The organism is Kitasatospora sp. NPDC127035, assembly GCF_042726075.1.
In the GTDB taxonomy this organism is placed as follows: domain Bacteria; phylum Actinomycetota; class Actinomycetes; order Streptomycetales; family Streptomycetaceae; genus Kitasatospora.
In genome coordinates this window covers 16,657-41,374 of the sequence record NZ_JBHXDN010000005.1, presented here as the reverse complement: position 1 = coordinate 41,374, position 24,718 = coordinate 16,657, and the positions used below count along the sequence as shown (strand labels likewise).

The following is a 24,718-nucleotide window of genomic DNA, read 5'->3' as shown; positions in this document are numbered from 1 at the left end:
ATGACGAATCCTCCGTACGGGCCGTTGCCCGACCACACCTCCGACGCCACACCGGCGGCCGACCCCCGGCCCGCCGGAGCCGATGTGTCCGCCACTCCGCCCGGCGGCTGGTCCGCCGTCGTCTACGGCCGCACCCTGCGGATCGACCAGTGGTGGCGGGCCCTGCCCGCCGGCGTCGACCGGCAGGGCCCGCTCGCCGAGGCCGTCCGCACCGCGGTGGCGGGCGGGGACCGCCTGGAGGACGGGCCGCGCTTCGTGCTCCACCGCGACGAGCACGGCGTGCTGCTCGGCGCGGCCTGCGAGTTCGGACTGATCAGCGACACCATGGTCCGGGACAAGTTCGACCGTTTGCTCTACGGCTTCGTCGGCTGGTACAGCGCGGCGCCGGTGCCCGGGCGACTCCCCGAGCTCGCCGAACTGGAGGACCATCTGGTCCCCTGGGGCGGCCGGGTGTACCGCGACTGGACGGCGCCGACCTGGGAGGCGGCCGACCGGCGGGAGGCCGAGCCGCGGGCGACCGTGCCGGTGGCCGCCCCGTGGCCCGACGGGGCCCCCGGGACGGTCGGCGAGCTGCCGCCGACGGGCCGATGGCTCCCCGCCCGCGCGGACGGGGCCCACCTGCTGCCCGAGTCGGAGGCGGGGGCGCTCTGGTCGGCGGCGGCGTCCGTGCCCGATCCGTGCCTCCTGGTCACCGGCTGGCGCCGCCGCACCGACGCCGACCTCGCTCGGCTCACCCATCTGACCAGCCGGGACGGCCGGGCCTACGAGCTGTTGTTCCGCCCGCCGCCGGCGCCGCCGACGGCCACGCGGTTCACGCCGAACCAGGCCGCGGGGGATTCCGCCGGTCCGGCGGCGTCCGGCTCCGGCCGGTCGAAGCGCGGTCCGTCGAAGCCGGGTCGGTCGAAGGCGGGAACCTTCGGGCCCGGGGCGCCGCACCCGTCGGGCCCGGGAACCGTGGATCCGGCGTACGGCGGACACGGCGGGTACGACAGATACGACGGGGGGCGACGCGGGGCCGTCCACGGGGCGGGAGGCGCCGGACACGACGGCCCGCGCCCGGGAAAGGGCCCGGACCCGGCGGAACCGCCCGGGCAGTCGGTCCTCGGCCAGCTCCTGGGCCAGGCCGGTCGGTTCCTGACCGAGGTCGGCCGCAAGGTGGACTCCGCGCTGGCCCCGCGGAGGAGGAACGGCGGGCGCCCGGCCGACCCGTACCCGGACACGGCACCCCGTGACCCGTACGCCGAGGTGCCGCAGCACGGCGCGCCGCACGGCGCTCCGGAGGGGGAGGCCCACGACGACGGGAGGCCGTACACCGGGAGGGCGAGCGGGGACGACTACGTCTCTCCCGGCCCCAGCGTCGAGCGCCCCCTGTTCGGGCAGACCCGCTCCGTCACGCCCCAGGATGCCGACTACTCCGGCAGGTTCGGCGGATTCGACGACCCGGAGCCGCCCGCCGCGCCGTCGGGTCCGGCTCCCGGGCCGGACGCCTCCGGTGCCCCGTCGTCCGTCCCGACGTCAGGCTCGGTGCCCGCTCCGCCGACCGTCCCGCCGTCCGTTGCGTTGCCCGACCCGCCGGCCGACCCGCCGCCTGCCCCGCCCCGCCGGCCGTCCGACCCGCCGACCGGCGGTTCCGCAGGGCCCGCCGGGCGGCGCGCGAACCCGCCGGCCGACCCCGGCGACCGGACCGACTCCACCACGGGAGAACCCTCATGACCACGCCCCGGGCCGAAAGCCCCTCCCGCGCCCGCGTGCTGGACTTCGCCGGCCGCACCGCGGACCTCCTCGAACGCGCCTCCAGGGCGGCCGCCGCCGAGCCTGCGGAACCCACCGACGACGCCGGAGCGGGCGGTGCCGGTTCGACCGCCGAGCACGCCGCCCGACGGGTCCGGCAGGAGGCCGCCCGGGCCGCCGACGGCGCCGCCTCGCTGGTCGTGGTCGGGGAGAAGAAGCGCGGAAAGAGCTCCACGATCAACAGCCTGGTCGGCGTCTGGGACCTCCTCCCGGTCGACGCCGACGTCGCCACCGGTGTGCACGTCGTCGTCCGCCACGGCGAGCGCCCGCGCGCCGAGGCGTTCCTGCTGCCCGCGGCGGGGTCCACCACCGGGGCCGGGGCCGGGCCCTCCGACGGCACCGACCCGCTCGGGAACCCGGCCCCGGCGGGGGAGCCGGACGGGCGGCCGAGCCCCGAGCCGATCCCGCTGGAGCGGATCGCCGAGTACGCCGCGGTGGACCCGCTCACGGGCCGGCCGCACCGCCTCGACGTCCACCACGTGGAGGTGGAGCTGCCTGTCCCGATGCTCGCCGCCGGCCTCGAACTGGTCGACACTCCCGGTGTCGGCGGGCTGGTCAGCGGTCACGCCGAACTCGCCCTCGCCGCCCTTGAGTGGGCCGACGCACTGGTCTTCGTGGTCGACGGATCCGGCGAACTCACGAGCTCCGAGCTGGAGTTCCTGGCCCGCGCGACGGAGCGCACCGTCGAGACGGTGTTCGTCCTCACCAAGACCGACAGCCACGACGCGTGGCAGGCCGTCCTCGCCCGCAACCACGAGCTGATCGCCCGGTACGCACCCCGGCACTCCGGGGCCTCCTGGTTCCCGGTCAGCAACCGGGCCCGGCGGGACGCCGCCGAGGCCGCCGACTCGGGCTCGCTCCAGGAGGCCGCCGAACTGCTCTCGGAGAGCGGCTTCGAGCCGTTGGAGGAGCTGCTGCGCCGTCGGGTCGCCGCCCGGGCCGCCGAACTGCGGCTCGCCAACCTGGTCCACGTCGCCCTCACCGCGATCGCCGGTCCGCTGGCCGAGCAGGAACAGCGCCTCCGCTCGCTCCAGCAGGACCCGACGCTGGCCGCCGAGGTGCAGGGTGCGGAGGAGGCGCTGCGGCTGCTCCAGCCGGAGAGCGCCCAGTGGCGGCGGGTCCTGTCGACCGGTGCCCGCGATCTCAAGAACGCCCTCCAGCTCGGCTTCCGGCGGAGCGTCAACGACGTCCGGCAGTACGCCGAGGGGCAGATCGCGACCTCCGAACCGGGGACGCTCGCCCAGGAGTTCCCGGCCGACCTGGAGGCCCAGGTGGAGGCGGTCTGGCTGCAGCTCGACAATGCCGCCCGGAGGGGCCTGGCGGTGCTGGAGGAGAAGGTCCGGCAGGAGTGCGCGGCCGTCCTGGACGCCGCCGCAGGTTCCGGTCCGGAGGGGGAGGCCCCCGGCGCCGAGCTCGTGCCCGTGGACGGCTCCGCGGTCGTCCTCCGGTCCGAACGAGCCGGCCTGCTACCGGAGATGGTGCACTCCAAGCACCGCGAGGGCGGTCCGCTCGGGGTGATCGAGAGCGTCGCGCCCTCGCTCGGCACCGCCGCCACCTTCGGCACCGTGCTCAGTCTGCTGACCGGCGGCATCCTCGTCCCGGCCGTCGCCAGCTACGCGATGCTGGCCGTGCTCACCCGTCGGCGCCGCCAGCGCACCGAACTCGGCCGGGTGCGCGGCGACGCCACCCGCCACCTCAACCGGGTGCTCACCGAGCTGAGCACCGAGATCCCCGCGCAGATCACCAGCCACGTCGACGAACTCACCGACCGGCTCGGTGTCGTCCTCGACCGGGCCATCGCGGACGAGCGGGTCCGGCTGGAGAGGCAGCTCGCCGACCACCGCCGCAACCTGGCCGCCTCCGCGGCCGACCTCGCCGCCGCCCGGGACCGCACCCGGCGGCGGATCGCCTCGCTCGTCGTCCTGCGGGACGAGGGCGCCGCCCTGGCCCGGTCGCTGGGCACTCCCGGCGACCCCGGCGCGTCCGGTGCCGACGGCGCGTCTGGTGCCGACGGTGCGTCCGGCTCCCCGGGCCCGGGACGGAGCTGATTTCGTGGACCTGATGAACCTGCGGCTGGTCGCCCTCGGCCACAGCAACGCGGGCAAGACCACCTACCTCTCCTCCATGTACGCCCAACTCGCCACCGGGTACAAAGGGTTCACCCTGCGCGACGTCAGCGAGGAGGACGGGCACGATCTGCTCCGGGCGGGCCGGGCGGTGCGCCGCGGCGTCTACCCGCCGATCTCCTCCCGCCGCACGGACCACCGATTCCTGCTCACCCACGGCCGCCGTGACGTTGCGGCCTTCGACTGGACCGACTACCGCGGCGGTTCGCTCACCAGCACCGCCGCGGACGATCCCGAGACCACCGGACTGCTGGCCCGGCTCACCCGGGCCGACGGGCTGATCGTCTTCGCCGACGCCCAGCGCCTCGCGGCCGACGTCGGCAGCCACGAGGAGCTCCGTCGCACCGTCGTCCTGCTCCAGCGGGCGGTGCAGCCGCAGTCGGCGCCGCTCCCGATCGTGCTCGCCTTCACCAAGGCCGACCTGGTCACCGACCCTGCCGCGTGGGCCCTGGCCAGGGAGGCGACGGCCCCGCTGGCGGACCTGATCGCCGGTGAGGAACGGATCCTCGACCTGTCGGTGGCGGTCTCCTGCGGGTCCAGGCCGGCCGGAGTCCTCGTCCCGGTGCTCTGGTGCCTCTCGGGCCTGCTCACCCACCGGGTGCAGGCGGTGGAGTCCGAACTCGCCGACTCCCGGCGTCTGATCAAGGAGACCCGCACGGACGCGCACGCGGTGAACAGCATGGTGTCCTGGCTCAAGGGCGTCGAGAGCGCCACGGCCAAGCTCAAGCGGTACGAGGAGTGCGCGCGGATCGAGAAGGAGGAGCTCGGACGGCTCCGCCGGCCCGCCCAGCGGCTGGCCAGGGTGCTGGCCCGCGTGCAGCGAGGGACCGTACCGCCGGTCGGCGACCTCCTCCCGGCGGAGGCGCGGTGACCGGAGTCCCCCCGCCCGGGCCCGCGTCGACGGGCGGACCGAGGTCCGTGGAACTCGCTCCCCTCGTGGGCGAGTTCTGCGCGGAACTGGCGGCCGGGTTGCCGCCGGGTCCGGCCGTCGGGGCGGTGCGCGCCGTGCGGGAGCGCCTCGACGAGCGGACCCTGCGGATCGCCGTCGGCGGCCGGATGAACGCGGGCAAGTCCACCCTGGTGAACGCCCTGCTCGGGCGCCGGCTCGCCGCCTCGGCCGCGACCGAGTGCACCACCGTGGTGGCCTGGTTCCGGCCCGGCCCGCTCAACCGCGTCCAGGTCCGGCGGCTCGACGGGACCTCCCACTGGCTGGCCGGCGGCCTGCCGCGCGATCCCCGCGGCCTCGGGACGCCGACCGGGGAGATCGCCGAGGTGGTGGTCGAGGCCGCCGGACTCCGGCCGGCCGGGGACTGCGTGCTGGTCGACACCCCCGGTCTCGACTCGCTCAGCGGTCTCGACGCGCCCGCGCTGGCCGCGCTCGCCCGCGCCGACGCCGTGATCTACGTCATGCCGCACCCGGGCGCCGGGGACGCGGAGGCGCTCGGCGCCCTACGCGCGCAGGCCGACAGCCGGATGACCGCGCTCAACGCGGTGGGCGTGCTCAGCCGGATCGACCTGCTCGGCGACGGCCACGGTGACCCCTGGCCCCGGGCCCGGCAGGTCGCCGACCGCAACGCCGAACGGCTCGCCGGGCTGGTGGACTCCGTGCTCCCGGTGGTCGGCCTGCTCGCGCAGACCGCCCTCGGCGACGACTTCACCGAGTCGGACGCCGCCCTGGTCCGCCGGCTCGCCGAGACCCCCGCGGCCGAACTCCGCCGGGCCCTGTACACCGGCAGCCGCTTCCTGGGCTGGGACGACGCCCCGCTCACCCGGCCCGAACGCGAACGGCTCCACGGCCTGCTCGGCGTCTACGGCATCGACGTCGCGCTCCGGACCGCCGACCGGGCCAGGGCGACGGGCGGTCACGTCGGCGCCGCCGTCCTGCTGGAGGAGTTCCGGAGGACCTCCGGCATCGGTGCCGTCGTCGACCACCTGCGACGGCAGTTCGTCGACGCCGCCGACGTCCTGCGCGCCGCCGCCGCCCTCGGCGCGGTCGAGGCCGCGCTCGGTGCGGGCGACGGCCTGCCCGCCGACCTGGTCCGCCGGGCGCGCACCAGGATCGGCGAGCTCCGGCAGCATCCGGTGCTGCGCCGACACGAGTTGGCCCGGGCGCTGGCCGCCGTCGCCTCCCGGCGGCTCGAACTCGCCCCGGACGCCGTCGACGCGCTGATCGCCCTGGCCACCGGGCGCACCCCGGCCGCCCAGCTCGGGCTGGAGGCCGGGGCCGGGCCGGAGGACCTGCGCCGGGCGGCGGCGCGGGCGGCCGGGTACTGGCGCCGGCTGGAGGACGGCCCGCTGCGCGACGCCGGCCGGTACGCGCGGATCGCGCGCGAGCTGTGCGAGGCGATCTACTTCGCCGCACCGCCCGGGCCGCCCGCCTGACGTCCGACCGGGTCCGACGTCCGGCCGGGTCCGACGTCCGACCGGGGGTCCGACCCGGTCGGGAACCGGTCCGGACGGTGTTCGGGCCGGTGGAGAGAAGGGAACACCGCCGTGACCGACCCCGAGCAGACCTGGGACGACGGCCGCCTGCACCCCGACGACGTGATCGAGGCGGCCGACCACACCGCCTACGAGTCCCCGTCCGACTACTACTCCGGCCAGAACGGCCACGAGCCCGACCCGGCGGCGGTGCACGATGCGGGCGACGACGGCTGGTGACGCCGTCAAGGCCCCGCCGGGACGACTCGTCGACGTATGTGAGTTCTTCTCAAGTCGGATTCCTGTACCGGAGTTCGGCACGGTCGGCCTCCGACTTGAGGAGGGCCGACACGCCGGAGGGGCATCCACCCGTGGGTGGAGCCGCTGTGCCCCTGTGGGTGGACGACCGGTTCGTGCCCGGCTGACAAAGTGTCAACCCCTCACACTTTTCGGGTGTTGCGAAAGCCGTCGGCACGGACACAGGAGGACTCATGAGGGTAGCGGAGCGCCGGGGCGCGTCGCGGACGGCGAGGGGCGTGCGGATCGTCGCGCTCGCGCTGGCGGGGGTGGGCCTGGTGGGCGTGACCGCCCCGACGGCCGGTGCCTTCGGCACCGGGCCGGGCGGAGCGACGGCCGTCGGCGAGGAGCAGCCGGGGAGCGGCCCGGAGGCGGCCGGCCGCGGCCCGCACCGGGGTGGCGTGGACGCCCGGGCGCTGAACGAGGCGCTGGAGGGCGTGATCGAGGTCGGCGGGGCGTCCAGCTCCCTCGCCCGGGTGACCGAGTACGGGCGCACGGTGTGGAAGGGCGCGAAGGGCGTGGGCGACTTCTCGACCGGCGCCGAGCCCTCGGCGAGCGGCCGGTTCCGGATCGCCAGTGTGACCAAGACCTTCGTGGCGACTGTCGTCCTCCAACTGGTCGGCGAGGGGCGGTTCGGGCTGGACGACAGCGTGGAGAGCCTGCTGCCGGGTGCCGTCCCGGGCGGCGGCTCCGTCACCGTGCGCCAGCTGCTCAACCACACCAGCGGGCTGTTCGACTACACCGCGGACCCGGCCGTCGACGTCGACAACGCGACCTGGCTCCGCGAGGGGCGCTGGCGGAGCTGGACGCCGCAGCAACTCCTCGCGGTGGCCAACAGCCACCCGCCGTACTTCGCGCCCGGCACGGGCTGGCACTACGCGAACACCAACTACCTGCTGGCCGGCATGATCGTCGAGCGGGTCACCGGCCACGACTGGCGCCGGGAGGTGGAGCGCCGGATCATCGACCGGCTGGGACTGAGCGGGACGTCGATGCCGGCCCACGCGACGGGGATCCGCGGCCCGCACGCGCACACCTACCTCGATCTGCCCGGCGGCCCGGTGGACGTCACCGAGATGGAGCCGAGCGAGATGGACGCGGCGGGCGTCGGCATCTCGACCACCGGGGACCTCGGCACCTTCCTCCGGGCCCTGCTCGGCGGGCGGCTGCTCCCCGCACCGCTGCTCGCCGAGATGCTGACGGTCGCCCCGCTGAGCGGCGACGCCCAGTACGGCCTGGGGATCGGCCGGCTGACCACGCCCTGCGGCGAGGTCTGGGGAAACAACGGCAGTACCGGCCGCGGGCACAACAGCGCCCTCTACGGCACCCTGGACGGCCGCCGACTGGTGGCGGTCTCGACCAACGGCTACCGCAACACCGGCCAGGGGTGGAAGACCTCGCAGAAGCTGCTGGCGACCGCCTTCTGCGGCCGTCAGCAGGCCACCGCAACCGCCGCCCCGACCGGCTGACCGCCGCCGTCCCGCCGTCCCGCCGTCCCGCCGTTCCGCCGTCCCGCCGTTCCGCCGTCCCGCCGGACACCGGACCGGCCGGGCGGCGGGCGTGCCGTTCCGCCCCCGCCGGGCAGTCGCCACGAGGAGGGGCGAGCAACGCCGGGGCCGTTGACCGCCGAGGTGGTCGACGCCGTCCACGAGGCGTCCTGCCCGCCGTCGACCGGGGGTGTTCGTCCCACTGAACGGCGCCCGGATCGGCGCCGGTTCGCCGGCCGAAGCCGAAGGCGAAGCCGGCGCCCTCGGCCCGCCGGGCATGCGGGTGCCGCCCGGCTCGCCGGTCGCCGGCGTCCCGGCCCGGATCCGCCGCGAGCTGACCGCGGAGGAGCGGACCGGCATCGAGGCCGGCGCCGAGGGCTATCTGTTGCCGGCCGTCGGCGCCGGCGTAGCCGGACGGTGTCTCTTCGAGATGCTCCCGAACGCGTGGGGGCCGCCGCATCGTCGGTGGCGAATCCGGCTTCCGGGCGAACGGCCCCGTCCGGGGCGGCTGTGTAGAAGTCGATGACGTCGCGCCCGAGTCCGGGACCACCGACACCGGGCCGCCTGCCAGGACGTGATCCGGAACGGCGAAACGCCCGGAGCGTCGCCTCGTCGTCATCCTCGACTCCCGGGCACCCGCCACCGCCCTCGCCGACCTCAGGCGGCGGATCGCCGACCTCCCGGGCGTCGAAGGCGTCGGACTCTGCGACCCACCCGCCGAAAGCTGTCGATGAACCCCCACCGGCGCACCATCCGCGCAGACCTCCGGGCGGGCCTCGGGCCTCCGGTCCCGGCGGCCCGCGCGGCCGACGAGTGCGCGAGGGCCATTCCGGAGGGCCGGTGACACGACCCACGGAATCGGACTTTCCGCTTCCGTTCTCACCTGTCGATCACTGTCCAATTTGGTCTAGACAAGATCTGAATATTTCAGTTACGTTTCCCCGCACGAGATCTCGTCAGTAAGTGCACAGCCACTCGTATCCATCTGCCCAGTGTGGAGGAACAATGGTTCAGGCGATGCTCAACCTGGTCGACCGGGCGTTCTCGCGCGGTCTCCGGACGGAGACCGCGGAAGCGGCCTGCGCGTGCCCGGCGGGTACGTTCTACACCTGTGTCGGGGAGACGCTCTACGTGAAGACGTGCTGTTCCTGGAACTGCGCTTCCGCCCCCACCTGTGAGACGTACGCCATCCGGGGCGGTTGCTGACCGTCCGGGTCTGACCGGGCGGGCCTCCGTGGCCCGCCCGGTGCCCGGCCGGGAGTCCCGGCCGACAGAGTCCGCCGGCATGCCCGCTCGCCCGGGGTGCCGGCACGGGGGAGGAACCATGCACGCCTGCCTGCTGCTCGGCGGCCGCTGTGTCGTCGCGCTCGTCTTCGCCGTCTCCGCGCTGGCCAAGCTGCGCGCGCCCGGGGACTTCGCCTCGGCGCTGCGCGCGATGGCGGTTGTCCCGCGCCGGCTGAACCGCCCGGTCGTGATCGCCGTCCCGCTCGTCGAGGCGGCCGTCGCCCTGCTGGTCTGGCTGCCCGGACCGGTCGCCACCTGGGCGTTCGCGGCGGCGGGCGGACTGCTCGCGCTGTTCGCGGCGGTCCTGGTCTCGGTGCTGTGGCGCCGGATCGACGTCTCCTGCCCCTGCTTCGGTGCGGCCGGCGTGCCCGTGGGGCGGGCGCACGTGGTGCGCAACCTGCTCCTCGCCGGCGTCGCCGCGGCCGGTCTGGTGGCGAGCACCGCGCCGGACCCGGGGGGTCTGGAGCCGGCGGCCGTCGCCCTGGTCCTGCTGGTCGCCGTCGGCGCGAGCGCGCTGGCCATCGCCACCGACACCCTGGTCGAGCTCTTCTCTCCCGCGCGCTGAGTGCCCGCCCGGGCGGCTGCGCGCCGAGCACCCGGCCCCGGCGGAAGCGCCCCGGCGACACCGTTCCGCCGGCCCCTCGAAAGCTCCCCGAACGCCCCTCGAATTCGTCCTTCCCCAGTGTCCGGAACGAGGCCCACTGCCATGTCAACGGTATTCACCGTCGTGATCGGCTGTCTTTCCGTATTCAATCTGCTGCTTACCCTGGCACTCGCCAGAAAGGTGACCGGAAACTCCGGTCACGGTTCCCACGGTGACATCGTCAAGGGCGTGTCCATCCCGGAGAACCGAATTCCGGACGGAACTCCCGTACCGGAATTCCGGGCCGTCTCCCGGCAGGACGGACCGGTGTCCCGCGCGGACTTCTCCGGGGGCCGCGCCGTCGTCGGATTCTTCTCCGCGAGCTGCGGGCCCTGCCTCGAACAGGCTCCGGACTTCGTCAAGGCCGTCACCGACCACCCCGGGGGCCGCGACCGGGTCGTGGCCGTCGTCAAGGGCGGCGGCGCGGTCGCCGAGGAACTGGCCGCCATGCTCGCGCCGGTCGCCAAGGTCGTGGTCGAACCCGCCGGGGTGGTCGAGGGCTCCGTGGCCGAGTCCTTCGGCGTCGTCCGCTGGCCCAGCTACGTCGAGGTCGGCGCCGACGGGCGGATCACCAACCGCCTGCTGCCCGGAGAGCTCGACGTCCAGCCCGCCGTTCGGTGACGGCGACCCCGACGGCGGGCACGGCCGGAGCCACCGGCACCGCCGGAGCGGCGGGTGCGGTCCCGCCCCCGACGGCGGGCACCGCCCCGGCGCCGCGTCCGCCCGGCGAAGGCCGCCAGGCCCTGCGCTCGGCCGCCGCCGCGACCGCGCTCGCCTGGCGGTCCGGGCCCGGTGCGCTGCTGGTCTCCCTGCTCTGCGGCCTGGTGGCCGGACTGCTCCCGGCCGCCACCGCACTGCTGGTCAGCGACCTGTTCGACGCGCTGACGGCCCCGCCCGGGGCGCCCGGCGGCGGCTCCGGCGTGCCGGTCGGCACCTGCGTCCTGCTGGTCGCCGCGAGCCTCGGACTGGCCCTCGCCCCGGCCGCCAGCGAGTACGCCCGGGCCCGCAGCAGCCGGGCCATCCGGCTGCGGGTGCAGGACGAACTGTTCGAGGCGGTCAACCGGCTGCCCGGGCTGCGCCCCTTCGAGGACCCGCGGTTCCAGAACGAGCTGCGCCTCGCCCAGCAGGCCGGCGGCGTCGCCCCGGACCTGCTGACCGGCTCGGCGTTCAGCAGCCTCCAGGCGCTGGCGACGGTCCTCGGCTTCCTCGGCACCCTGTTCGCGGTGAACCCGCTGCTCGGCGGCGTCACCCTGCTGCTCACGCTCCCACTGGTGCGCGTCCAGCTGGTCGCCGGCCGCCGGCGGGCGGCGGTGCTGCGCGACACGATGGCGCACAGCCGCCGGCAGATGTTCTACGGCAGCCTGATCGCCGACGTCGACGCGGTGAAGGAGGTCCGGCTGTTCGGCCTCCAGGACTTCTTCCGGAAGCGGGCCCGCACCGAACTGCTCACCGTCTCCGGCGCGGAGGAGCGCACCGACCGGCGCAACCTCGCCCAGCGGCTGCCCGCGTCCCTGCTGGGTGTGGGCGTGTACGCGCTGGGTCTGGTCTGGGCGGTGCGCGCCGCCCGCAACGGTGAACTGTCGCTCGGGGACGTCTCGGTGTGTCTCGCCGCCGTCGGCGGCATCCAGAGCGGGGTCGCCCAGCTCGCCGCGACCGGATCCGCCGCCTACCAGGCGGCCATCACCTTCGACCACTACCGCGCGCTCGGCGCGGCCGAGCCCGACCTCGCCCTGCCCGAACGGCCGGTGTCCCCGGACCGGCTCACCGGGACGATCGAGCTCCAGGACGTCTGGTTCCGCTACCACGAGGACGCCCCCTGGACCCTGCGCGGCGTCGACCTCGTCCTCCCGGCGGGCTCGGTCACCGCCCTGGTCGGCCTGAACGGCGCGGGCAAGAGCACGCTGGTCAAGCTGCTCTGCCGGCTGTACGACCCGACCCGCGGCCGCATCCTCTGGAACGGCACCGACATCAGGGATTTCACCCCCGACGCGTACCGCGAGCGGGTCGGCGTGGTCTTCCAGGACTACGTGCGCTACGACCTCACCGCCGGCGAGAACATCGGCCTCGGCCGCCTGGACCACCTCGGCGACGCCGGCCGGATCACGACGGCGGCCCGCGCGGTCGGTGTGCACGAGCGGATCTCCCGGCTCGACGCCGGCTACGGCACGCTGCTCAGCCGGATCTTCGCGGCCGACGGGCCGGGAGCCGGCCGCGGGCACGCGCTTTCCGGTGGCGAATGGCAACGCCTCGCGGTGGCACGGGCGTTCATGCGGAGCGACGCCGACCTGATGATCCTCGACGAACCCAGCTCCGGCCTCGACGCCGAGGCCGAGAAGGAGGTGCACGACAGCCTGCGCGGCCTGCGGCGCGGGGCGACCAGCGTGATCGTCTCGCACCGGCTCAGCGCCGTCCGGGACGCCGACCGGATCGTCGTCCTCGGCGCCGGGCAGGTGGTGGAACAGGGCACCCACGAGCGGCTGTTGGCGCGCGGTGGCCGGTACGCCGAACTGTTCGCGCTGCAGGCGGCCGGGTACCACGACACGCCGGTCGGGCCACCCGCAGGACCGCCGACCCCGGCACCGCTCGGCCGCACCGCCCCGTAGCCGTACTGCGCCGTAGCCGTACTGCCCCGTGGCGCCCACTGCCCCCCGTGGCACCGTTCCGTCACGACCCCGTAGCACCAGGAGGTTCCACCGTGCCGCTGCTGCTCGCCGCCGTCGCCGGCGTCCTCGTTCTGGCCGCGCTCGCCGCGCTGGCCCGCACCGTGTTCTCGGTGATCGTGGTGTCCGGGCCGAGCATGAGCCCCGCACTCCGCCCCGGCCGCCGGGTGCTGGTCGTGCGACGGGGCCTGGCCCGGCTCCGGACCGGCCGGATCGTCGTGGTCGTCTCGGACGAGGACGGCCGCCCGACCGCGTCGCCGGTCGGCGCCGGCCCGCGACGGCTGCTGATCAAGCGGCTCGCCGCGCTGCCGGGCGAGCCGGTTCCGGACCAGGTCCGCGACGCCGTCCCCGGCCCGGCCGTGCCCGGCGGCCGGCTGATCCTCCTCGGCGACAACCCCGGCCTCAGCACCGACTCCCGGGTCTGGGGCGCGGTGCCGGTCGCCGGCGTGGTGGGCGTCGTCCTGGAGGGCGTCCGGCTCCGGGACGCACCCCTGGGCCCGGGGCGGCCGGTCGGTCGCTGACCCCCGGGCCGCCGGGAGCCGCCAGGGCCGGTGCGGGCCCTCAGCGGTGCGGTCCGTGCCAGCCGTCCCCGTGGGTGTCCTGGCCGAAGTGGACGTCCGGTGGGTCGTGCCCTTGGTAGCCGTCGTATGCGTCGTACCCGCCGTGCTCGTGGTGCGGCTCCGGGACGTCGTGGCCGTGGGTCGTGTCGTGCACGCCGTGTCCCTCGTGCACGTCGAACGGGTCGTGCACGTCGTGCACGTCGAACGGGTCGTGCACGTCGTGCACGTCGAACGGGTCGTGCGGGGCACGACCGTCGTACGGGTCGTGCGGGTCGCCCGTGCGGGACGGGTCCACGGCGTCGCCGTGGTAGGGGTGACGGCCCTCGCCGCCGTACGCGCCGGACTCGTGGGAGTCCTGGTGCCGGGGGTGCGACGCCTCCCACGGATCGTGCGGGTCCGAGCCCCCGTACGTCGCCCCGGTGCCGTTCGGGTGCCACGGGTCGTCGTGGTGGACGGCGTGGTCCACCGGTCCGTGCGGGCCGTGTCCGTCCCCGTTCGGGTGTGCGCCTCCGTGTCCGTGTCCTCCGTCGTGCCCGGCGCCGTGGCCGTCGGTGTCGCCGTGGTGGCTCGGAGCCTCCCACGGGTCGTCGCCGTCGTGGTGTGCGGACGGGCTCGCGTTGCCGCCGGCCTCCTGCCCGCCGCCGTGTCCGTGACCCGGACCGCCGTCCCCGCCGTGGTGGACCGAGGGGGTGACGCCGAGTCCGGCGCCCGCGAGGAGGTCGAGGGCGCCCTGGAGCACCGCCGAGGTCGCCGCGCGGCGCCGGGTCCCGGGTGTCCGCGGAGGGGGCAGGGCGACGAGTTCGCCCCGCCGGGGCGTGGCCAGCCAGGCGTGTGCCTCGAAGCGCTTGTCCTTGATCCTCACCGTGGTCCGGGTGAACTCCCCGGCGGCCAGCCCGCCCACGCCCGCCTCGAAGACGTCGGTGTACAGGTCGTCCGTGACGACCAGGACCAGGTCGGCCTCCGGGGTGTCCTTCAGCGCGGCCCGGGCCTGCGCGCAGTCCAGCAGCCGGCAGGCCGTCTCGACCGAGCGGGCCGTGAAGCCGAGCGCGGCCCGTTGCACCCCGCCCTGGGCGAGCGCCACCCTGATCCGCAGCCGTCCGGTGGTGCCGGGGGAGCGGTTGAGCGTGTGCACCGCGTCCCGCAGGCCGAGGACCAGGCCCGGCAGCGCGACCGCCTCGTTCGTTCCGGGGGGCAGCAGGAGCAACTGGCCGTCGCCCCGGTCCTGCGCCTCGCACCGTCCGCGTTCGACCCGGGCCCGGACGAACGCGTGGTCCAGTGCCCGGTGGAGGCGGTCCTGGATGTCCCCCTGCACCGGGTACAGCCGGCCGCTGTAGGCCTCGATGTCGACCACCAGGCAGACGCGGCGCTGCCGGGCCGGGGTTCCTTTCGCGCTCATCGTCCGTCACCTCCGTGCGGGGGGAGCGGGAGGCCGGCCGCCTTCGAGAGCAGCGTCCGGTCCTTGACCACGAGTTGGCGGTAGCTGGTGCGGACGGCGCCCTGGTTGCGCAGGGTGCGCAGGGAGCGTTCCACACTGGCGGGGGAGAGCTGGGACAGGGCGGCGAGGTCGGCGTGGCTGAGCGGTATGTCGATCCGCAGGCCGTCCTCGGTCGGGGTGCCGTAGGAGCGGAGCAGTGTGGTGAGGGTGCGGGCGAGGCGGACCAGGACGGTCCCGCAGCCGGCGTCGACCCGGTAGCGGGTGGCGGCGCGGAGCTTGTGGCTGAGCGATCGCTGGACGGCGAGGGCGGCCGCGGGCCGGTCGGCCAGGAAGGCGAGGAAGGCCGGGCCCGCGATCTCGCGGGCGGTACTGGTGCGGACGGCGAGCACCGTGGCCGAACGCGGATCGCCGTCCAGCACCGCCATCTCGCCGAGCAGTTCGCCGGGGAGGCGGACGGCGAGCAGGGCCTCGCTGCCGTCCTCGGTGGCGGCCACGACCTTGACGCAACCGGTCAGGAGGAGGGCGACCCGGTCGCCCGGCTCGCCCTCGATCATCAGGGCCTCACCCGGGGAGTAGATCCGCCGGGTGCCCAGGCGGCCGAGTTCCCGCAGGTCGGTGTGGTCGAGCCCGGCGAACGGGCCTCGTGGGAACGGGGTGGGCGGGGGTCCCGGTGGCCGGGCCCCCGGGGTTCTGCCGGATTCGGGTGCGCTCCGCGACGCGCTCTCCATGGTGCCTGCCCCCACAGGTCGGCGGCCCTGCCCCGAACGGGGCGATTCCGTACGGAAGATAGCGCACGGCCCGAGGTGCTGTCAGTCTCCGGGAGCCGGGGCCCGGCCTGCCGCGTTGGGTCGTCGGCGAACGGCAACCCGAGCTGATTGCACGTGATCTGACGATCAGTCAGGCTTGTCGTCCGGGGGACTCGACATCGGAGGGGCGGGCGGGCATGCACGGTGGAGGGCGACTGCGCAGGGTGTTCGCGGTTCTCGGAACGGCCGCGGCGCTGGCGATCGGTGCCGGAGGGGTGTTCCCTGCGTCGGCGGCGGCGCCGGAGGGGGTGGTGCAGGGCGCCCGGTCGCCGGACGCCCTGCCCGGGAGCTACCTCGTCATGCTCAAGTCGCTTCCCGGGGGCGACCGTCCGGCGGCCGGCGCGGGCGAGGTGGCGGACGCCTCGGCCACCCTGGCCCGGGCGTACGGGGGCACCGTCCGCCGCACCTACGACGCGGCGCTGCACGGTTTCGCCGCGGACCTGACCGAGCGGCAGGCACGCCGGCTGGCCGCCGACCCGTCGGTGGCGCTGGTCTCGGCGAACCGCCGGGTCCGGGTCGACGGGGAGCAGACCTCCCCGGAGGCCTGGGGCCTGGACCGGGTCGACCAGCGGCGGCTCCCGTACGACGACCGCTACACGTACCCGGACACGGCCGGGGCGGGCGTGACGGTCTACGTCGTCGACACCGGGGTGCGGATCACCTCGGAGGAGTTCGGGGGCCGCGCCTCCCACGGCTACGACGCGGTGGACGGCGACGCGGTGGCGGACGACGGCCACGGCCACGGCACCCACGTCGCGGGGACGGTGGCCAGCACCACGTTCGGCGTCGCCAAGGCGGCGAAGGTCGTCGCGGTGCGCGTCCTGGACGACAACGGCGAGGGCACCACCGAGCAGGTCGTGGCGGGCATCGACTGGGTGACGCGGAACGCCGCCCGTCCGGCCGTCGTCAACATGAGCCTGGGCAGCGACCCGGATCCGGTGCTGGACGCGGCCGTCGCCCGCTCGATCGCCGCCGGGCTGACCTACACCGTCGCGGCGGGCAACCAGGCCGTCGACGCGAACGAGCACTCGCCCGCCCGGGTGCCCACGGCGATCACGGTCGGGGCGACCGACTCGGCCGACGCGCAGGCGTCGTTCTCCAACTACGGCCCGCTGGTGGACCTCTACGCACCAGGCGTGGACGTCACCTCGGTGTGGTACGTGATCGACTTCGAGGGGATCGGCGTCACCATGTCCGGCACCTCGATGGCCGCCCCGCACGCGGCCGGCGCCGCCGCGCTGTACCTGTCGACGCACCGCACCGCCACGCCCGCGCAGGTCACCGCGGCGCTGACCGGCGCGGCCACCGTCGACTCGCTCTACGAGCTGGGTCCGGGTTCGCCCGACCGGCTGCTCTACACCGGGACGGTGCCGAACCGGCCGCGCGGTCCGAGGTTCGCCGCCCCGGCCCCGGTGGAGTTCGACGGGATCGGCACGGTCGAGGCCCCGATCACCGTCACCGGCGTGCCCGGGAAGGCGCCGCGCGATCTCGACGTCGGCGTGGACATCGGCTACTGGTGGCGGAGCGACCTCAACGTCGAGGTGGTGGCGCCGGACGGCGCGGCCTTCCTGCTCCACGCGGCGGGCAACTACGACATCGCCACGGACCTCGTCGCCCTCTACGGGGTCGACGCCTCCGGGCACACCGCGAACGGTGTCTGGCGGCTGCGGGTGACCGACACCGGGGGCTACTTCCCCGGCACGATCAGGGGCTGGTACCTGAGGTTCTGACGGCGGGGGAGCGTCCGCGCGGCTCAGCAGGTCTCCAGCGCGGACGCCTCCTCCCGGATCAGCTCGCGCAGCGCGGCGAGTCCGGGCCGGCGGTCGTCCAGGCGCCACTGGAGCTCCAGCGGCAGGGTGGCCCGGTCCGTGAGCCGGACGGTGACCACGTCCTCGGTGAGGTGGCCGGTCATCGAGGCGGGGAACAGCGAGAACGCCCGGCTCTGCGCCAGCAGGTAGAGCCGGGAGCCGACGATCCGGGCCGGGCCGACCAGCACCGGCGGCTCGACCCCGCGCTCGGCGCAGAGCGCGAGCACGTGGTCGTAGTAGCGCGGGTTCTGCTCGCGGGGCCAGAGCAGCAGCGGCAGGTCGCCCAGCTCGTCCAGCCGGACGGACGCGCGCCCGGCGAGCGGGTGGTCCCGGCTGAGGGCGATGTGCACCGGCTCCTCGGCGATCCGCTCGCGCCGGTAGCCGGGCACGTCGTCGAGGAACCGGCCGAGGCCGATGTCGGCCAGTTCGGCGGCCAGCGTCGGGGACACCCGGCCGGTGTCCACGGACAGTTCGGCCAGGAGCAGGTCGGGCAGCTCGCGCTCGGCCCGGCTGACCACGGCGGGCAGCAGCCGGTTGACCACGGTGGGGGAGGCGACGATCCGGGCCGTACCCGTCCGGGTCTCCTCGTGCAGCCGGACCCGGGCGAGCAGGGTGTCGGCCTGGGCGAGGAGGCGGGCGGACTCGGCGGCCGTCACCTCCCCGGCGGAGGTGAGCCGGACCGCCCGCCGGCTGCGGTCGAACAGCTGGACGCCGACGGTCCGCTCCAACCGGGCGACCTCCTGGCTGACCGTCGGCTGCGAGATGTGCAGGCGTTCGGCGGCCCGGCCGAAGTGCAGCGTGTCGGCCACCGAGAGGAAGACCTCCAGCTGGCGAAGCGTGAGACTCATAGCCGGGAGTCTATGAGATGGCCCAGGACTCATTCTGGATCCCGATGTGACCCCTCCCTAGGCTGAGGACACCGCTGCCACACCGTGGTGGCAACGGCCCCCGAGAGAGAGCCTCTGCCATGACCGGACTGCCCATCCGTATCTCCGACGAGGTCACCGAGGCCGTCGCCGCCGGGACCCCCGTCGTCGCGCTGGAGTCGACCATCTTCACGCACGGGCTGCCCCGGCCCCGCAACCTGGAGGTCGCCCTGGAGGCGGAGGAGCGGCTGCGGGCCACCGGCGTCGTCCCCGCGACCATCGGCGTCTACGCCGGCGTGCCGACGGTCGGCCTCTCCACCGACCAGATCAGCGAACTCTCCGGGACCGACGACCTGGACAAGGCCAGCCTCCGCGACCTGCCGGTGGTCGCCGCGCTCGGCCGGCACGGCGGCACCACCGTCGCCGCCACCGCCTTCCTCGCCCACCGCGCGGGCATCCGGGTCTTCTCCACCGGCGGCCTCGGCGGCGTCCACTTCGGGGCGTCCGAGAGCTTCGACGAGTCCGCCGACCTGACCACCCTGGCCGCCACCCCGGTCACCGTGATCAGCGCCGGGGTCAAGTCGATCCTCGACATCCGGGCCACCCTGGAGCGGTTCGAGACCCTCAACATCCCGGTCATCGGCTACCGCACGCGCCAGTACCCCGGCTTCTACGTCACCGACTCCGGCCACGAGATCGCCTACCGGGTCGACACCCCCGAGGAGGCAGCCCGGGTGATCGACGCCCGTGACGGACTCGGCCTGCCGCAGGCCGTCCTGATCGCCAACCCGGTCGACCCGGCCAGGCAGCTCCCGCCGCAGGAGCTGGAGGCGCTGCTCACCCGCGCCTGGGCCGAGGCCGAGCGCCAGGGCGTCACCGGCAACGCCTCGACGCCGTTCCTGCTCGACTTCATCCAGCGCGACACCCAGGGCCGCAGCCTGGAGGTGAACGTCGAGGTGTACCGGGGCAACGTCCGGCTGGGCGGCGAGATCGCCACCGCGCTGGCCGCCGCCCGGAACGGGGCCTGACCGGTGCTCGGGGTCCTCGGTGACCTCGTGGAGGACGTCGTCGTCTGGGTGGACGGCCCGCTGAGACACGGCACCGACTCCGACGCCCAGGTGTTCCGGCGGCGCGGCGGCAGCGCCGCCAACGTCGCGGCCTTCGCCGCCGGCCAGTGTCCGACCCGCTTCCTCGGCTGCGTCGGCGACGACCCGGCCGGGCACGGGCTGGTCGCCGAACTGACCGGCCACGGCGTCGACGTGCGGGTGGCGCGCCGGGGCAGGACGGGCAGCATCGTGGTGCTCATCGACGACGCGGGGGAGCGCACCATGCTTCCCGACCGAGGTGCGGCCACCCTGCTGGAGGGCGTTCCGGACGCCTGGCTGGACGGTCTGACGCACCTGCACGTGCCCGCCTACTCGTTCGACGGCGAGCCGGTCGGGAGCACGGCGGTCGAGGCACTCCGGCGGGTGCGCGCGGCCGGCGGCACCAGCTCGCTGGACGCGTCCTCGACCGGGATGCTCGACCGGTTCGGCCGCGAGCGCTTCCTCGCGCTCGCCGCCGATCTCGCGCCCACCCTGCTGTTCGCCAACCGGGAGGAGTCCGCGTACCTCGGACTGCTGGTCGACGGTCGCCCCGGCCCCGGCCGGGCCCGGCTGGCGGCCACCACGGTGGTCACCAAGTCCGGTGCCGAGGCGACCACGATCGACGTGCCGGGGGAGGCGCCGTTCACGGTGCCCGTTCCGCCGGTCGGCGAGGTCCGCGACCTCACCGGGGCCGGCGACGCCTTCGCGGCGGGCTTCCTGGCGGCCTTCCTCGACGGCCGGCTCACCGGTGGCGGGCTGCGTGAGGCCGCCGCCCGCGGTCACCGGTGCGCCGCCCGGGTCCTGGCCTCGCCGGGTGCCTCCTGCGCGTCGGACTGACCGCCCCCGGAGCGGCTCCCGGGGCTGGCTTCCGGGGGCCGGCTCCACGGCACCCGCCGCCCGCCGCCCGGACCGGACCGCCCACCCCCGGGGCGGTCCGGTCCGGCCCGTTCGGTGCCCCGGTCGTGCCCCCGTCGGCGCCCCGCCCGGGGCCCGGTGCGCCGCGTCCGTCCGTCCGCTTCCCCTCGCCCGGCCCCGCGTACGCTCCGGACACGCCCTCGAACGGCGCAGCGTCCGGCCGCCGGGCCTCCCCGTCCGGTAGGGAATGGCTCGTCCATCGCCTACCCGAAGGGGTCGTCATGAAGATCGTCGAGTCCGCCGTCCGCGCGGTCTGTTCCGCCCTGCTCCTCGCCGCACCGCTGGTGGCCGCGCCACTGGTCGTCGCCCGGCCCGCCGCCGCCGAGGGGCCGCACAACGCGCAGGAGGCCGCCGTCTGCCGACAGGTCCTCGGCACGCTGCTCGGCGGGGCACTCGGCCTGGGCGGCCAGTCCGGCGGGGCGGTCTGCGCCGTCCAGCCGGAGAAGGAGGCGCCCGCCGAGGGCGCGCCCGCCAGGATGTCCTCGGCCGCCGTCACCTACGATCTCCCGGCGATGCGTCAGCAGGTGGCGGACCTCCGTCAGAAGGCCGTCGCGCTCGACCTCCTCGGCGAGCACGCCGCCGCCCGGGAGGCCCGCGCCCAGGCCGACGCGCTGCAGCGGAGGATCGACCGGATCGTCGAGGTCGAGGAACGCGTCTGATCCCGCCCCGCCGGCCGCCGACCCGCCGCCTGCCGCCCGCTCCACACCGCCGACCCGCCGCTCGAGGTCCGGGGCGGGTGTCCGGGGTGGGCGGCGAGGTCCGGTCACTCCTCCAGGAGCGGTGCGAGGGCCCGCCGCAGATCGGCCGGCTCCCGGAAGTCCACCGCCGTCATGCCGAGCCGGGCCGCCGCCGCGACGTTCGCGGGGCCGTCGTCGACGAACAGGCAGCGGTCCGGCGCGACCCCGGCCCGGCGGGCCGCGACGCGGAAGATCTCCGGGTCGGGCTTCGCCACCCCGACCCGGGCGCTGTTGACGGCGCCTTCGGCGAGGTCGCCCAGCCCGGCCGCCGCGAGGTCCTCCTCCAGCCAGAGCGTGGCGTTGCTGACGAGGAGGACCGGCACCCGCTTCCGGGCCTTCCGCAGGAGCCCCACCACGGTCGCGTCCACGCGGGCGGGCGCCCGGGTGAGCGCGGCGGCCAGCGCCCGGGCCCGGGCGGCCGGCACCGTGGCCGTCAGCCCGTGGGCGACCTCGGTGGCCCACTGGTCCCGGGTCAGCGCACCGAGGACCAGGCGCAGGGCCGTGCCGTCGGCGAACGCCACCGCGGCGGTGGTGCCGGGTGACAGCCCGGCCTCCTCTTCCAGACGCCGCACCTCGCCGTGGTCGACGAAGCGGATCACACCGTCGACGTCGCACAGGACGGCTTCGGGTTGCCGAGGGATCGTCATGGACTCTGCGTACCAGCCCGGGGCGGCCACCGCCAGAGGGCCGGTTCCGTGCGGTCCGTGCGAGGAGGTCCGGAGCGCCGGCCGGTCTCGGCACCGGGAGCCAGCAGGAATCGTCGGGAGGCACCGGCAGGTGCCGGACCGGGGCGCGAACAGGCCGGCGCCACCCCGGGGATCCGGCCCGGGCGGCACGCGACGGTTCGTGCCCTTCCCGGGCATGCCCCGCCGGTCCTCCCGGCGGATCCGGTCCCGCCGTGGCGGCCCCCCGCATGGGGTAGGGTGGCGGGCGCCGCAGAAGAACGCGCTCGAACGGGAGGTGAGACCCATGACCGCTGTGCCGGAACGGGTGCTCCCCGGCCGTGACCGCGACGCCTCCGCGTCGTACGCCTAGCAGTACCATCGCAGGCCGTACCACGTGGAGCAGGTCGCCGTACGGCGACGGATGCGCGGGTAGCCCCGAGACGGATGTCCTCACACCTGTTCTCCGAGGGGTTTCCTTGTCTGTCGTTTCCTCCGCCTCGCTGCGCTCGTCCGTGACCGCCCGACTCCGGGCCGCCGGCTGCGTGTTCGCCGAGGACGAGGCGCGCATCCTGCTCGCCGCCGCCGGGTCCGCCGCCGAACTGGCCGTGATGGTCAGCGACCGGGCCGCCGGCCGCCCGCTCGAACACGTCGTCGGCTGGGCCGAGTTCGCGGGTCTGCGGATCGCCGTCGACCCGGGCGTGTTCGTGCCCCGGCGGCGCAGCGAGTTCCTGGTCCGCACCGCCGTCGCACTGACCGCCCCCGCACTGACCGCCCCCGCACTGACCGGCGAGGACGCGCTGGTGGTCGACCTCTGCTGCGGCAGCGGCGCCCTCGGGGCGGCGCTGGCCGCCTCGGCGGGCCGCCCCGTCACCCTCCACGCCGCCGACCTCGATCCGGCGGCCGTCCGCTGCGCCCGCCGCAACCTCGCCGCGGCCGGGGCCGAGGTGTACGAGGGCGATCTCTTCGAGGCGCTGCCGGCCGACCTGCGCGGCCGGGTGGACGTCCTGCTCGCCAACGTCCCGTACGTGCCCACCGCCGACGTCGAACTCCTCCCGGCCGAGGCCCGGTTGCACGAGGCCCGGCCCGCGCTCGACGGCGGCACCGACGGGCTCGACGTGCTGCGCCGGGTGGCGGCGGACGCCCCGCACTGGCTGGCCCCGGGCGGCACGCTGCTGTTCGAGACCAGCGACCGCCAGGCGGCGACCGCCCTCGACGTGGTCACCGCCGCCGGTCTGACCGCCGCCCTCGCGTTCGACGACGACCTCGACGCCACCGTGGTCACCGCCACCCGCCCGGCGGCCGGCTGACACCGCCCCCAGGTGCCCCGGGACCGGACGCCGGCCGGTCCCGGGACACCTGGGGAACGGAGGAGCCAGGGGCACCGGGGCACGGGAGGCCGGTGCGGGCGGGGCGCACGGTGCGGGAGGGGCGTAGACGCGCGCACATGCGACTGAGACCGGCGGCCATGTTCCGTCGCTTCCGGGCGGAGTTGACTGATGGCCATGAGCGAAGACACCAAGAACACGCAGACCACCACCCCCACCGCCCCCACCACCTCCGGCACCACGGTGCTGGTGACCGGCGGCACCGGCAAGACCGGCCGACGCGTCGCCGACCGCCTGACGGCCCTCGGCCACACCGCCCGGATCGGCTCGCGCACCGCTTCGGTCCCGTTCGACTGGAGCGACGAGTCGACCTGGGACGCGGCACTCGACGGCGTCACCGCCGCCTACCTGGCCTACTACCCGGACCTCGCGTTCCCCGGCGCGGTCGAGACGGTCGGGGCCTTCTCCCGCCGGGCTGCCAAGGCAGGGGTCGAGCGACTGGTCCTGCTGTCCGGCCGCGGCGAGGAGGCCGCCCAGGCAGCCGAGGAGGCCGTCGCCGGGGCCGGCACCGGCTGGTCCGTCGTCCGGTGCGCCTGGTTCAACCAGAACTTCTCCGAGAGCTTCCTCCTGGAGGCAGTCCTGGCCGGCGAACTGGCGCTGCCGGCCGGGGTCGCGGACGAGCCGTTCGTCGACGTGGACGACATCGCCGACGTGGCGGTGGCGGCGCTCACCGAGGACGGCCACCACGGCCAGGTCTACGAGCTGACCGGACCGCGCCTGCTCTCCTTCGCCGACGTCGCCGCCGAACTCTCCGCGGCGTCCGGGCGGGAGATCCGCCACAGGGCGGTCACCCCGGACGAGTTCCGCGAGGTCCTGGCCGGGATCGGCCTGCCCGGCGAGTTCGCGGACCTGTTCACGATGATCCTGGACGGCCGCAACGCCTTCCTGGCGGACGGGGTCCAGCGGGCGCTCGGCCGCCCGCCGCGTGACTTCGTGGACTACGCGCGCGCCGCCGCCGCGTCGGGTGTCTGGAACACCTGAGCCGGCCCCGGGCCCGCCCGGTTCCTCCGCAGCCCGGTCCCGGCCCGGTCCGGGGATCCCACCGCGATCCCCGGGCCGCCGCCCGCCGGTCCGCCGCTCCCGCCCGTAGTCCTGATGGCACCCCCACCCGTAGTCCTCACCACACCCCCCGAGGAGTCCCCGTGCCCGCCGCCGCCCCGACCCGTGTGAACGCCGCCGCCGCGGCCACCGCTGCGCCGACCACCGGCGCCTCCCGCGCCACCGGCCCGGTGCTGGTGGCCGCCACCGCAGCCATGGGCCTGATCTCCGGCCTCCTCTTCGCCTTCGACGTCGCCGTCATGCCCGGCCTCGCCGCCGGCGACGACCGCACCTACGTCACCGCGATGCAGAACATCAACACCGCGATCACCAACCCGGTGTTCGGCGCGGTCTTCCTCGGGGCCCTCGTGGTGCCGGCCGTGGGCACCTGGCTGCTGCGCCGCTCGGGACAGTCCGCCGCCGCGCTCTGGACGGCCGTCGCGACCCTGCTCTACACCGCCGCCGTGGTGGTCACCGCGGTGGTCAACGTCCCGCTCAACGACCGGCTGGCGCAGGCCGGGGACCCCGCCGGGGGCATGGACACCACGGCCGCGCGCGCCGCGTTCGACTCCGTCTGGACCACCGCGAACATCGGCCGCACCCTGCTCTGCACGGCCGCCGTCGTCGCCCTCTCCCGCGCCCTCCTGCTGCACCGCCGCCCCGCGTCCCGCTGACCGGTCCGGTCCACCGGACTGACGTGTGATCAACC

21 protein-coding genes and 1 pseudogene are annotated in these 24,718 nt (G+C 75.5%); 18 read left to right on the top strand and 4 right to left on the bottom strand.

Annotation, left to right across the window (positions count from 1 at the left end):
* The 11 genes and pseudogenes from ACFWIC_RS04335 to ACFWIC_RS04285 all read left to right on the top strand — a co-directional run bounded on the left by ACFWIC_RS04335 (position 1) and on the right by ACFWIC_RS04285 (position 13,230).
* Positions 1-1,713 (top strand): hypothetical protein, encoded by a 1,713-nt coding sequence (locus ACFWIC_RS04335; protein ID WP_380515682.1) that lies wholly within the window; start codon positions 1-3, stop codon positions 1,711-1,713.
* Positions 1,710-3,839 carry a dynamin family protein gene (locus tag ACFWIC_RS04330; protein ID WP_380359753.1) on the top strand — a complete coding sequence of 710 codons (2,130 nt, stop codon included), beginning with the start codon at positions 1,710-1,712 and terminating at the stop codon, positions 3,837-3,839. The genes ACFWIC_RS04335 and ACFWIC_RS04330 overlap by 4 nt, the downstream gene beginning before the upstream one ends.
* Before the next feature lie 13 nt (positions 3,840-3,852).
* Positions 3,853-4,788: a hypothetical protein gene (locus ACFWIC_RS04325; protein WP_380359780.1), complete on the top strand. Its 936-nt coding sequence runs from the start codon at positions 3,853-3,855 to the stop codon at positions 4,786-4,788.
* A gap of 47 nt (positions 4,789-4,835) precedes the next feature.
* On the top strand, positions 4,836-6,299 hold the full coding sequence (locus ACFWIC_RS04320; RefSeq protein WP_380515679.1) for a GTPase: 1,464 nt from the start codon (positions 4,836-4,838) through the stop codon (positions 6,297-6,299).
* 111 nt (positions 6,300-6,410) lie between these two features.
* Complete coding sequence (locus ACFWIC_RS04315) at positions 6,411-6,578, top strand: hypothetical protein (RefSeq protein ID WP_329881031.1); 168 nt, start codon at positions 6,411-6,413, stop codon at positions 6,576-6,578.
* 251 nt (positions 6,579-6,829) lie between these two features.
* The gene (locus tag ACFWIC_RS04310) at positions 6,830-8,104 is read left to right on the top strand and encodes a serine hydrolase domain-containing protein (RefSeq protein ID WP_380515675.1); all 1,275 of its coding nucleotides are present in this window, start codon (positions 6,830-6,832) and stop codon (positions 8,102-8,104) included.
* Positions 8,105-8,324: 220 nt separating this feature from the next.
* Positions 8,325-8,507: pseudogene (locus ACFWIC_RS04305) on the top strand (gamma carbonic anhydrase family protein); the annotation flags it as partial.
* A 939-nt stretch (positions 8,508-9,446) separates the two neighbouring features.
* Positions 9,447-9,971 carry a MauE/DoxX family redox-associated membrane protein gene (locus tag ACFWIC_RS04300; protein ID WP_329952739.1) on the top strand — a complete coding sequence of 175 codons (525 nt, stop codon included), beginning with the start codon at positions 9,447-9,449 and terminating at the stop codon, positions 9,969-9,971.
* Between the two features lie 141 nt (positions 9,972-10,112).
* Positions 10,113-10,670, top strand: coding sequence for a TlpA family protein disulfide reductase (locus ACFWIC_RS04295; RefSeq protein ID WP_380359761.1), 558 nt, complete (start codon positions 10,113-10,115; stop codon positions 10,668-10,670).
* Positions 10,667-12,652 carry an ABC transporter ATP-binding protein gene (locus ACFWIC_RS04290; RefSeq protein WP_380359763.1) on the top strand — a complete coding sequence of 662 codons (1,986 nt, stop codon included), beginning with the start codon at positions 10,667-10,669 and terminating at the stop codon, positions 12,650-12,652. Before ACFWIC_RS04295 ends, ACFWIC_RS04290 begins: the two co-directional genes overlap by 4 nt.
* 92 nt (positions 12,653-12,744) lie before the next feature.
* On the top strand, positions 12,745-13,230 hold the full coding sequence (locus ACFWIC_RS04285; RefSeq protein WP_380359765.1) for a S26 family signal peptidase: 486 nt from the start codon (positions 12,745-12,747) through the stop codon (positions 13,228-13,230).
* Between the two features lie 40 nt (positions 13,231-13,270).
* Here the strand turns inward: ACFWIC_RS04285 and ACFWIC_RS04280 are convergent, their stop codons facing one another.
* Together ACFWIC_RS04280 and ACFWIC_RS04275 are read right to left on the bottom strand one after the other, a co-directional pair.
* Positions 13,271-14,665, bottom strand: a complete 1,395-nt coding sequence (locus tag ACFWIC_RS04280; RefSeq protein ID WP_380515670.1) for a hypothetical protein — start codon at positions 14,663-14,665, stop codon at positions 13,271-13,273.
* Entirely contained in the window at positions 14,662-15,432 is a 771-nt protein-coding gene (locus ACFWIC_RS04275) for a Crp/Fnr family transcriptional regulator (protein ID WP_329952734.1), read from the bottom strand. Before ACFWIC_RS04275 ends, ACFWIC_RS04280 begins: the two co-directional genes overlap by 4 nt.
* Before the next feature lie 242 nt (positions 15,433-15,674).
* Between ACFWIC_RS04275 and ACFWIC_RS04270 the strand changes: the two genes are divergently transcribed.
* The gene (locus tag ACFWIC_RS04270) at positions 15,675-17,240 is read left to right on the top strand and encodes a S8 family serine peptidase (protein WP_380515667.1); all 1,566 of its coding nucleotides are present in this window, start codon (positions 15,675-15,677) and stop codon (positions 17,238-17,240) included.
* Between the two features lie 23 nt (positions 17,241-17,263).
* On the opposite strand, the gene ACFWIC_RS04265 is transcribed toward ACFWIC_RS04270, so the two are convergent.
* Positions 17,264-18,166, bottom strand: a complete 903-nt coding sequence (locus tag ACFWIC_RS04265; protein WP_380515664.1) for a LysR substrate-binding domain-containing protein — start codon at positions 18,164-18,166, stop codon at positions 17,264-17,266.
* A 119-nt stretch (positions 18,167-18,285) separates the two neighbouring features.
* Between ACFWIC_RS04265 and ACFWIC_RS04260 the strand changes: the two genes are divergently transcribed.
* The 3 genes from ACFWIC_RS04260 (at position 18,286) to ACFWIC_RS04250 (ending at position 20,843) form a co-directional block, all read left to right on the top strand.
* A complete protein-coding gene (locus ACFWIC_RS04260) occupies positions 18,286-19,212 on the top strand; it encodes a pseudouridine-5'-phosphate glycosidase (RefSeq protein ID WP_329952731.1) in 927 nt (308 codons plus the stop codon).
* Between the two features lie 3 nt (positions 19,213-19,215).
* Positions 19,216-20,106 carry a carbohydrate kinase family protein gene (locus ACFWIC_RS04255; protein WP_380359771.1) on the top strand — a complete coding sequence of 297 codons (891 nt, stop codon included), beginning with the start codon at positions 19,216-19,218 and terminating at the stop codon, positions 20,104-20,106.
* A 299-nt stretch (positions 20,107-20,405) separates the two neighbouring features.
* Positions 20,406-20,843, top strand: coding sequence for a hypothetical protein (locus ACFWIC_RS04250; RefSeq protein ID WP_329881019.1), 438 nt, complete (start codon positions 20,406-20,408; stop codon positions 20,841-20,843).
* A gap of 104 nt (positions 20,844-20,947) precedes the next feature.
* Here ACFWIC_RS04250 and ACFWIC_RS04245 read toward each other — a convergent pair whose 3' ends face one another.
* Entirely contained in the window at positions 20,948-21,568 is a 621-nt protein-coding gene (locus ACFWIC_RS04245; RefSeq protein ID WP_380515661.1) for an HAD-IA family hydrolase, read from the bottom strand.
* Between the two features lie 494 nt (positions 21,569-22,062).
* Between ACFWIC_RS04245 and ACFWIC_RS04240 the strand changes: the two genes are divergently transcribed.
* The 3 genes from ACFWIC_RS04240 (at position 22,063) to ACFWIC_RS04230 (ending at position 24,683) form a co-directional block, all read left to right on the top strand.
* Entirely contained in the window at positions 22,063-22,893 is an 831-nt protein-coding gene (locus ACFWIC_RS04240; protein WP_380515659.1) for a putative protein N(5)-glutamine methyltransferase, read from the top strand.
* 195 nt (positions 22,894-23,088) lie between these two features.
* On the top strand, positions 23,089-23,952 hold the full coding sequence (locus ACFWIC_RS04235) for an NmrA family transcriptional regulator (RefSeq protein ID WP_380515656.1): 864 nt from the start codon (positions 23,089-23,091) through the stop codon (positions 23,950-23,952).
* A gap of 161 nt (positions 23,953-24,113) precedes the next feature.
* Positions 24,114-24,683 carry an anthrone oxygenase family protein gene (locus ACFWIC_RS04230; RefSeq protein ID WP_329881013.1) on the top strand — a complete coding sequence of 190 codons (570 nt, stop codon included), beginning with the start codon at positions 24,114-24,116 and terminating at the stop codon, positions 24,681-24,683.
* Positions 24,684-24,718 lie beyond the last annotated feature (35 nt).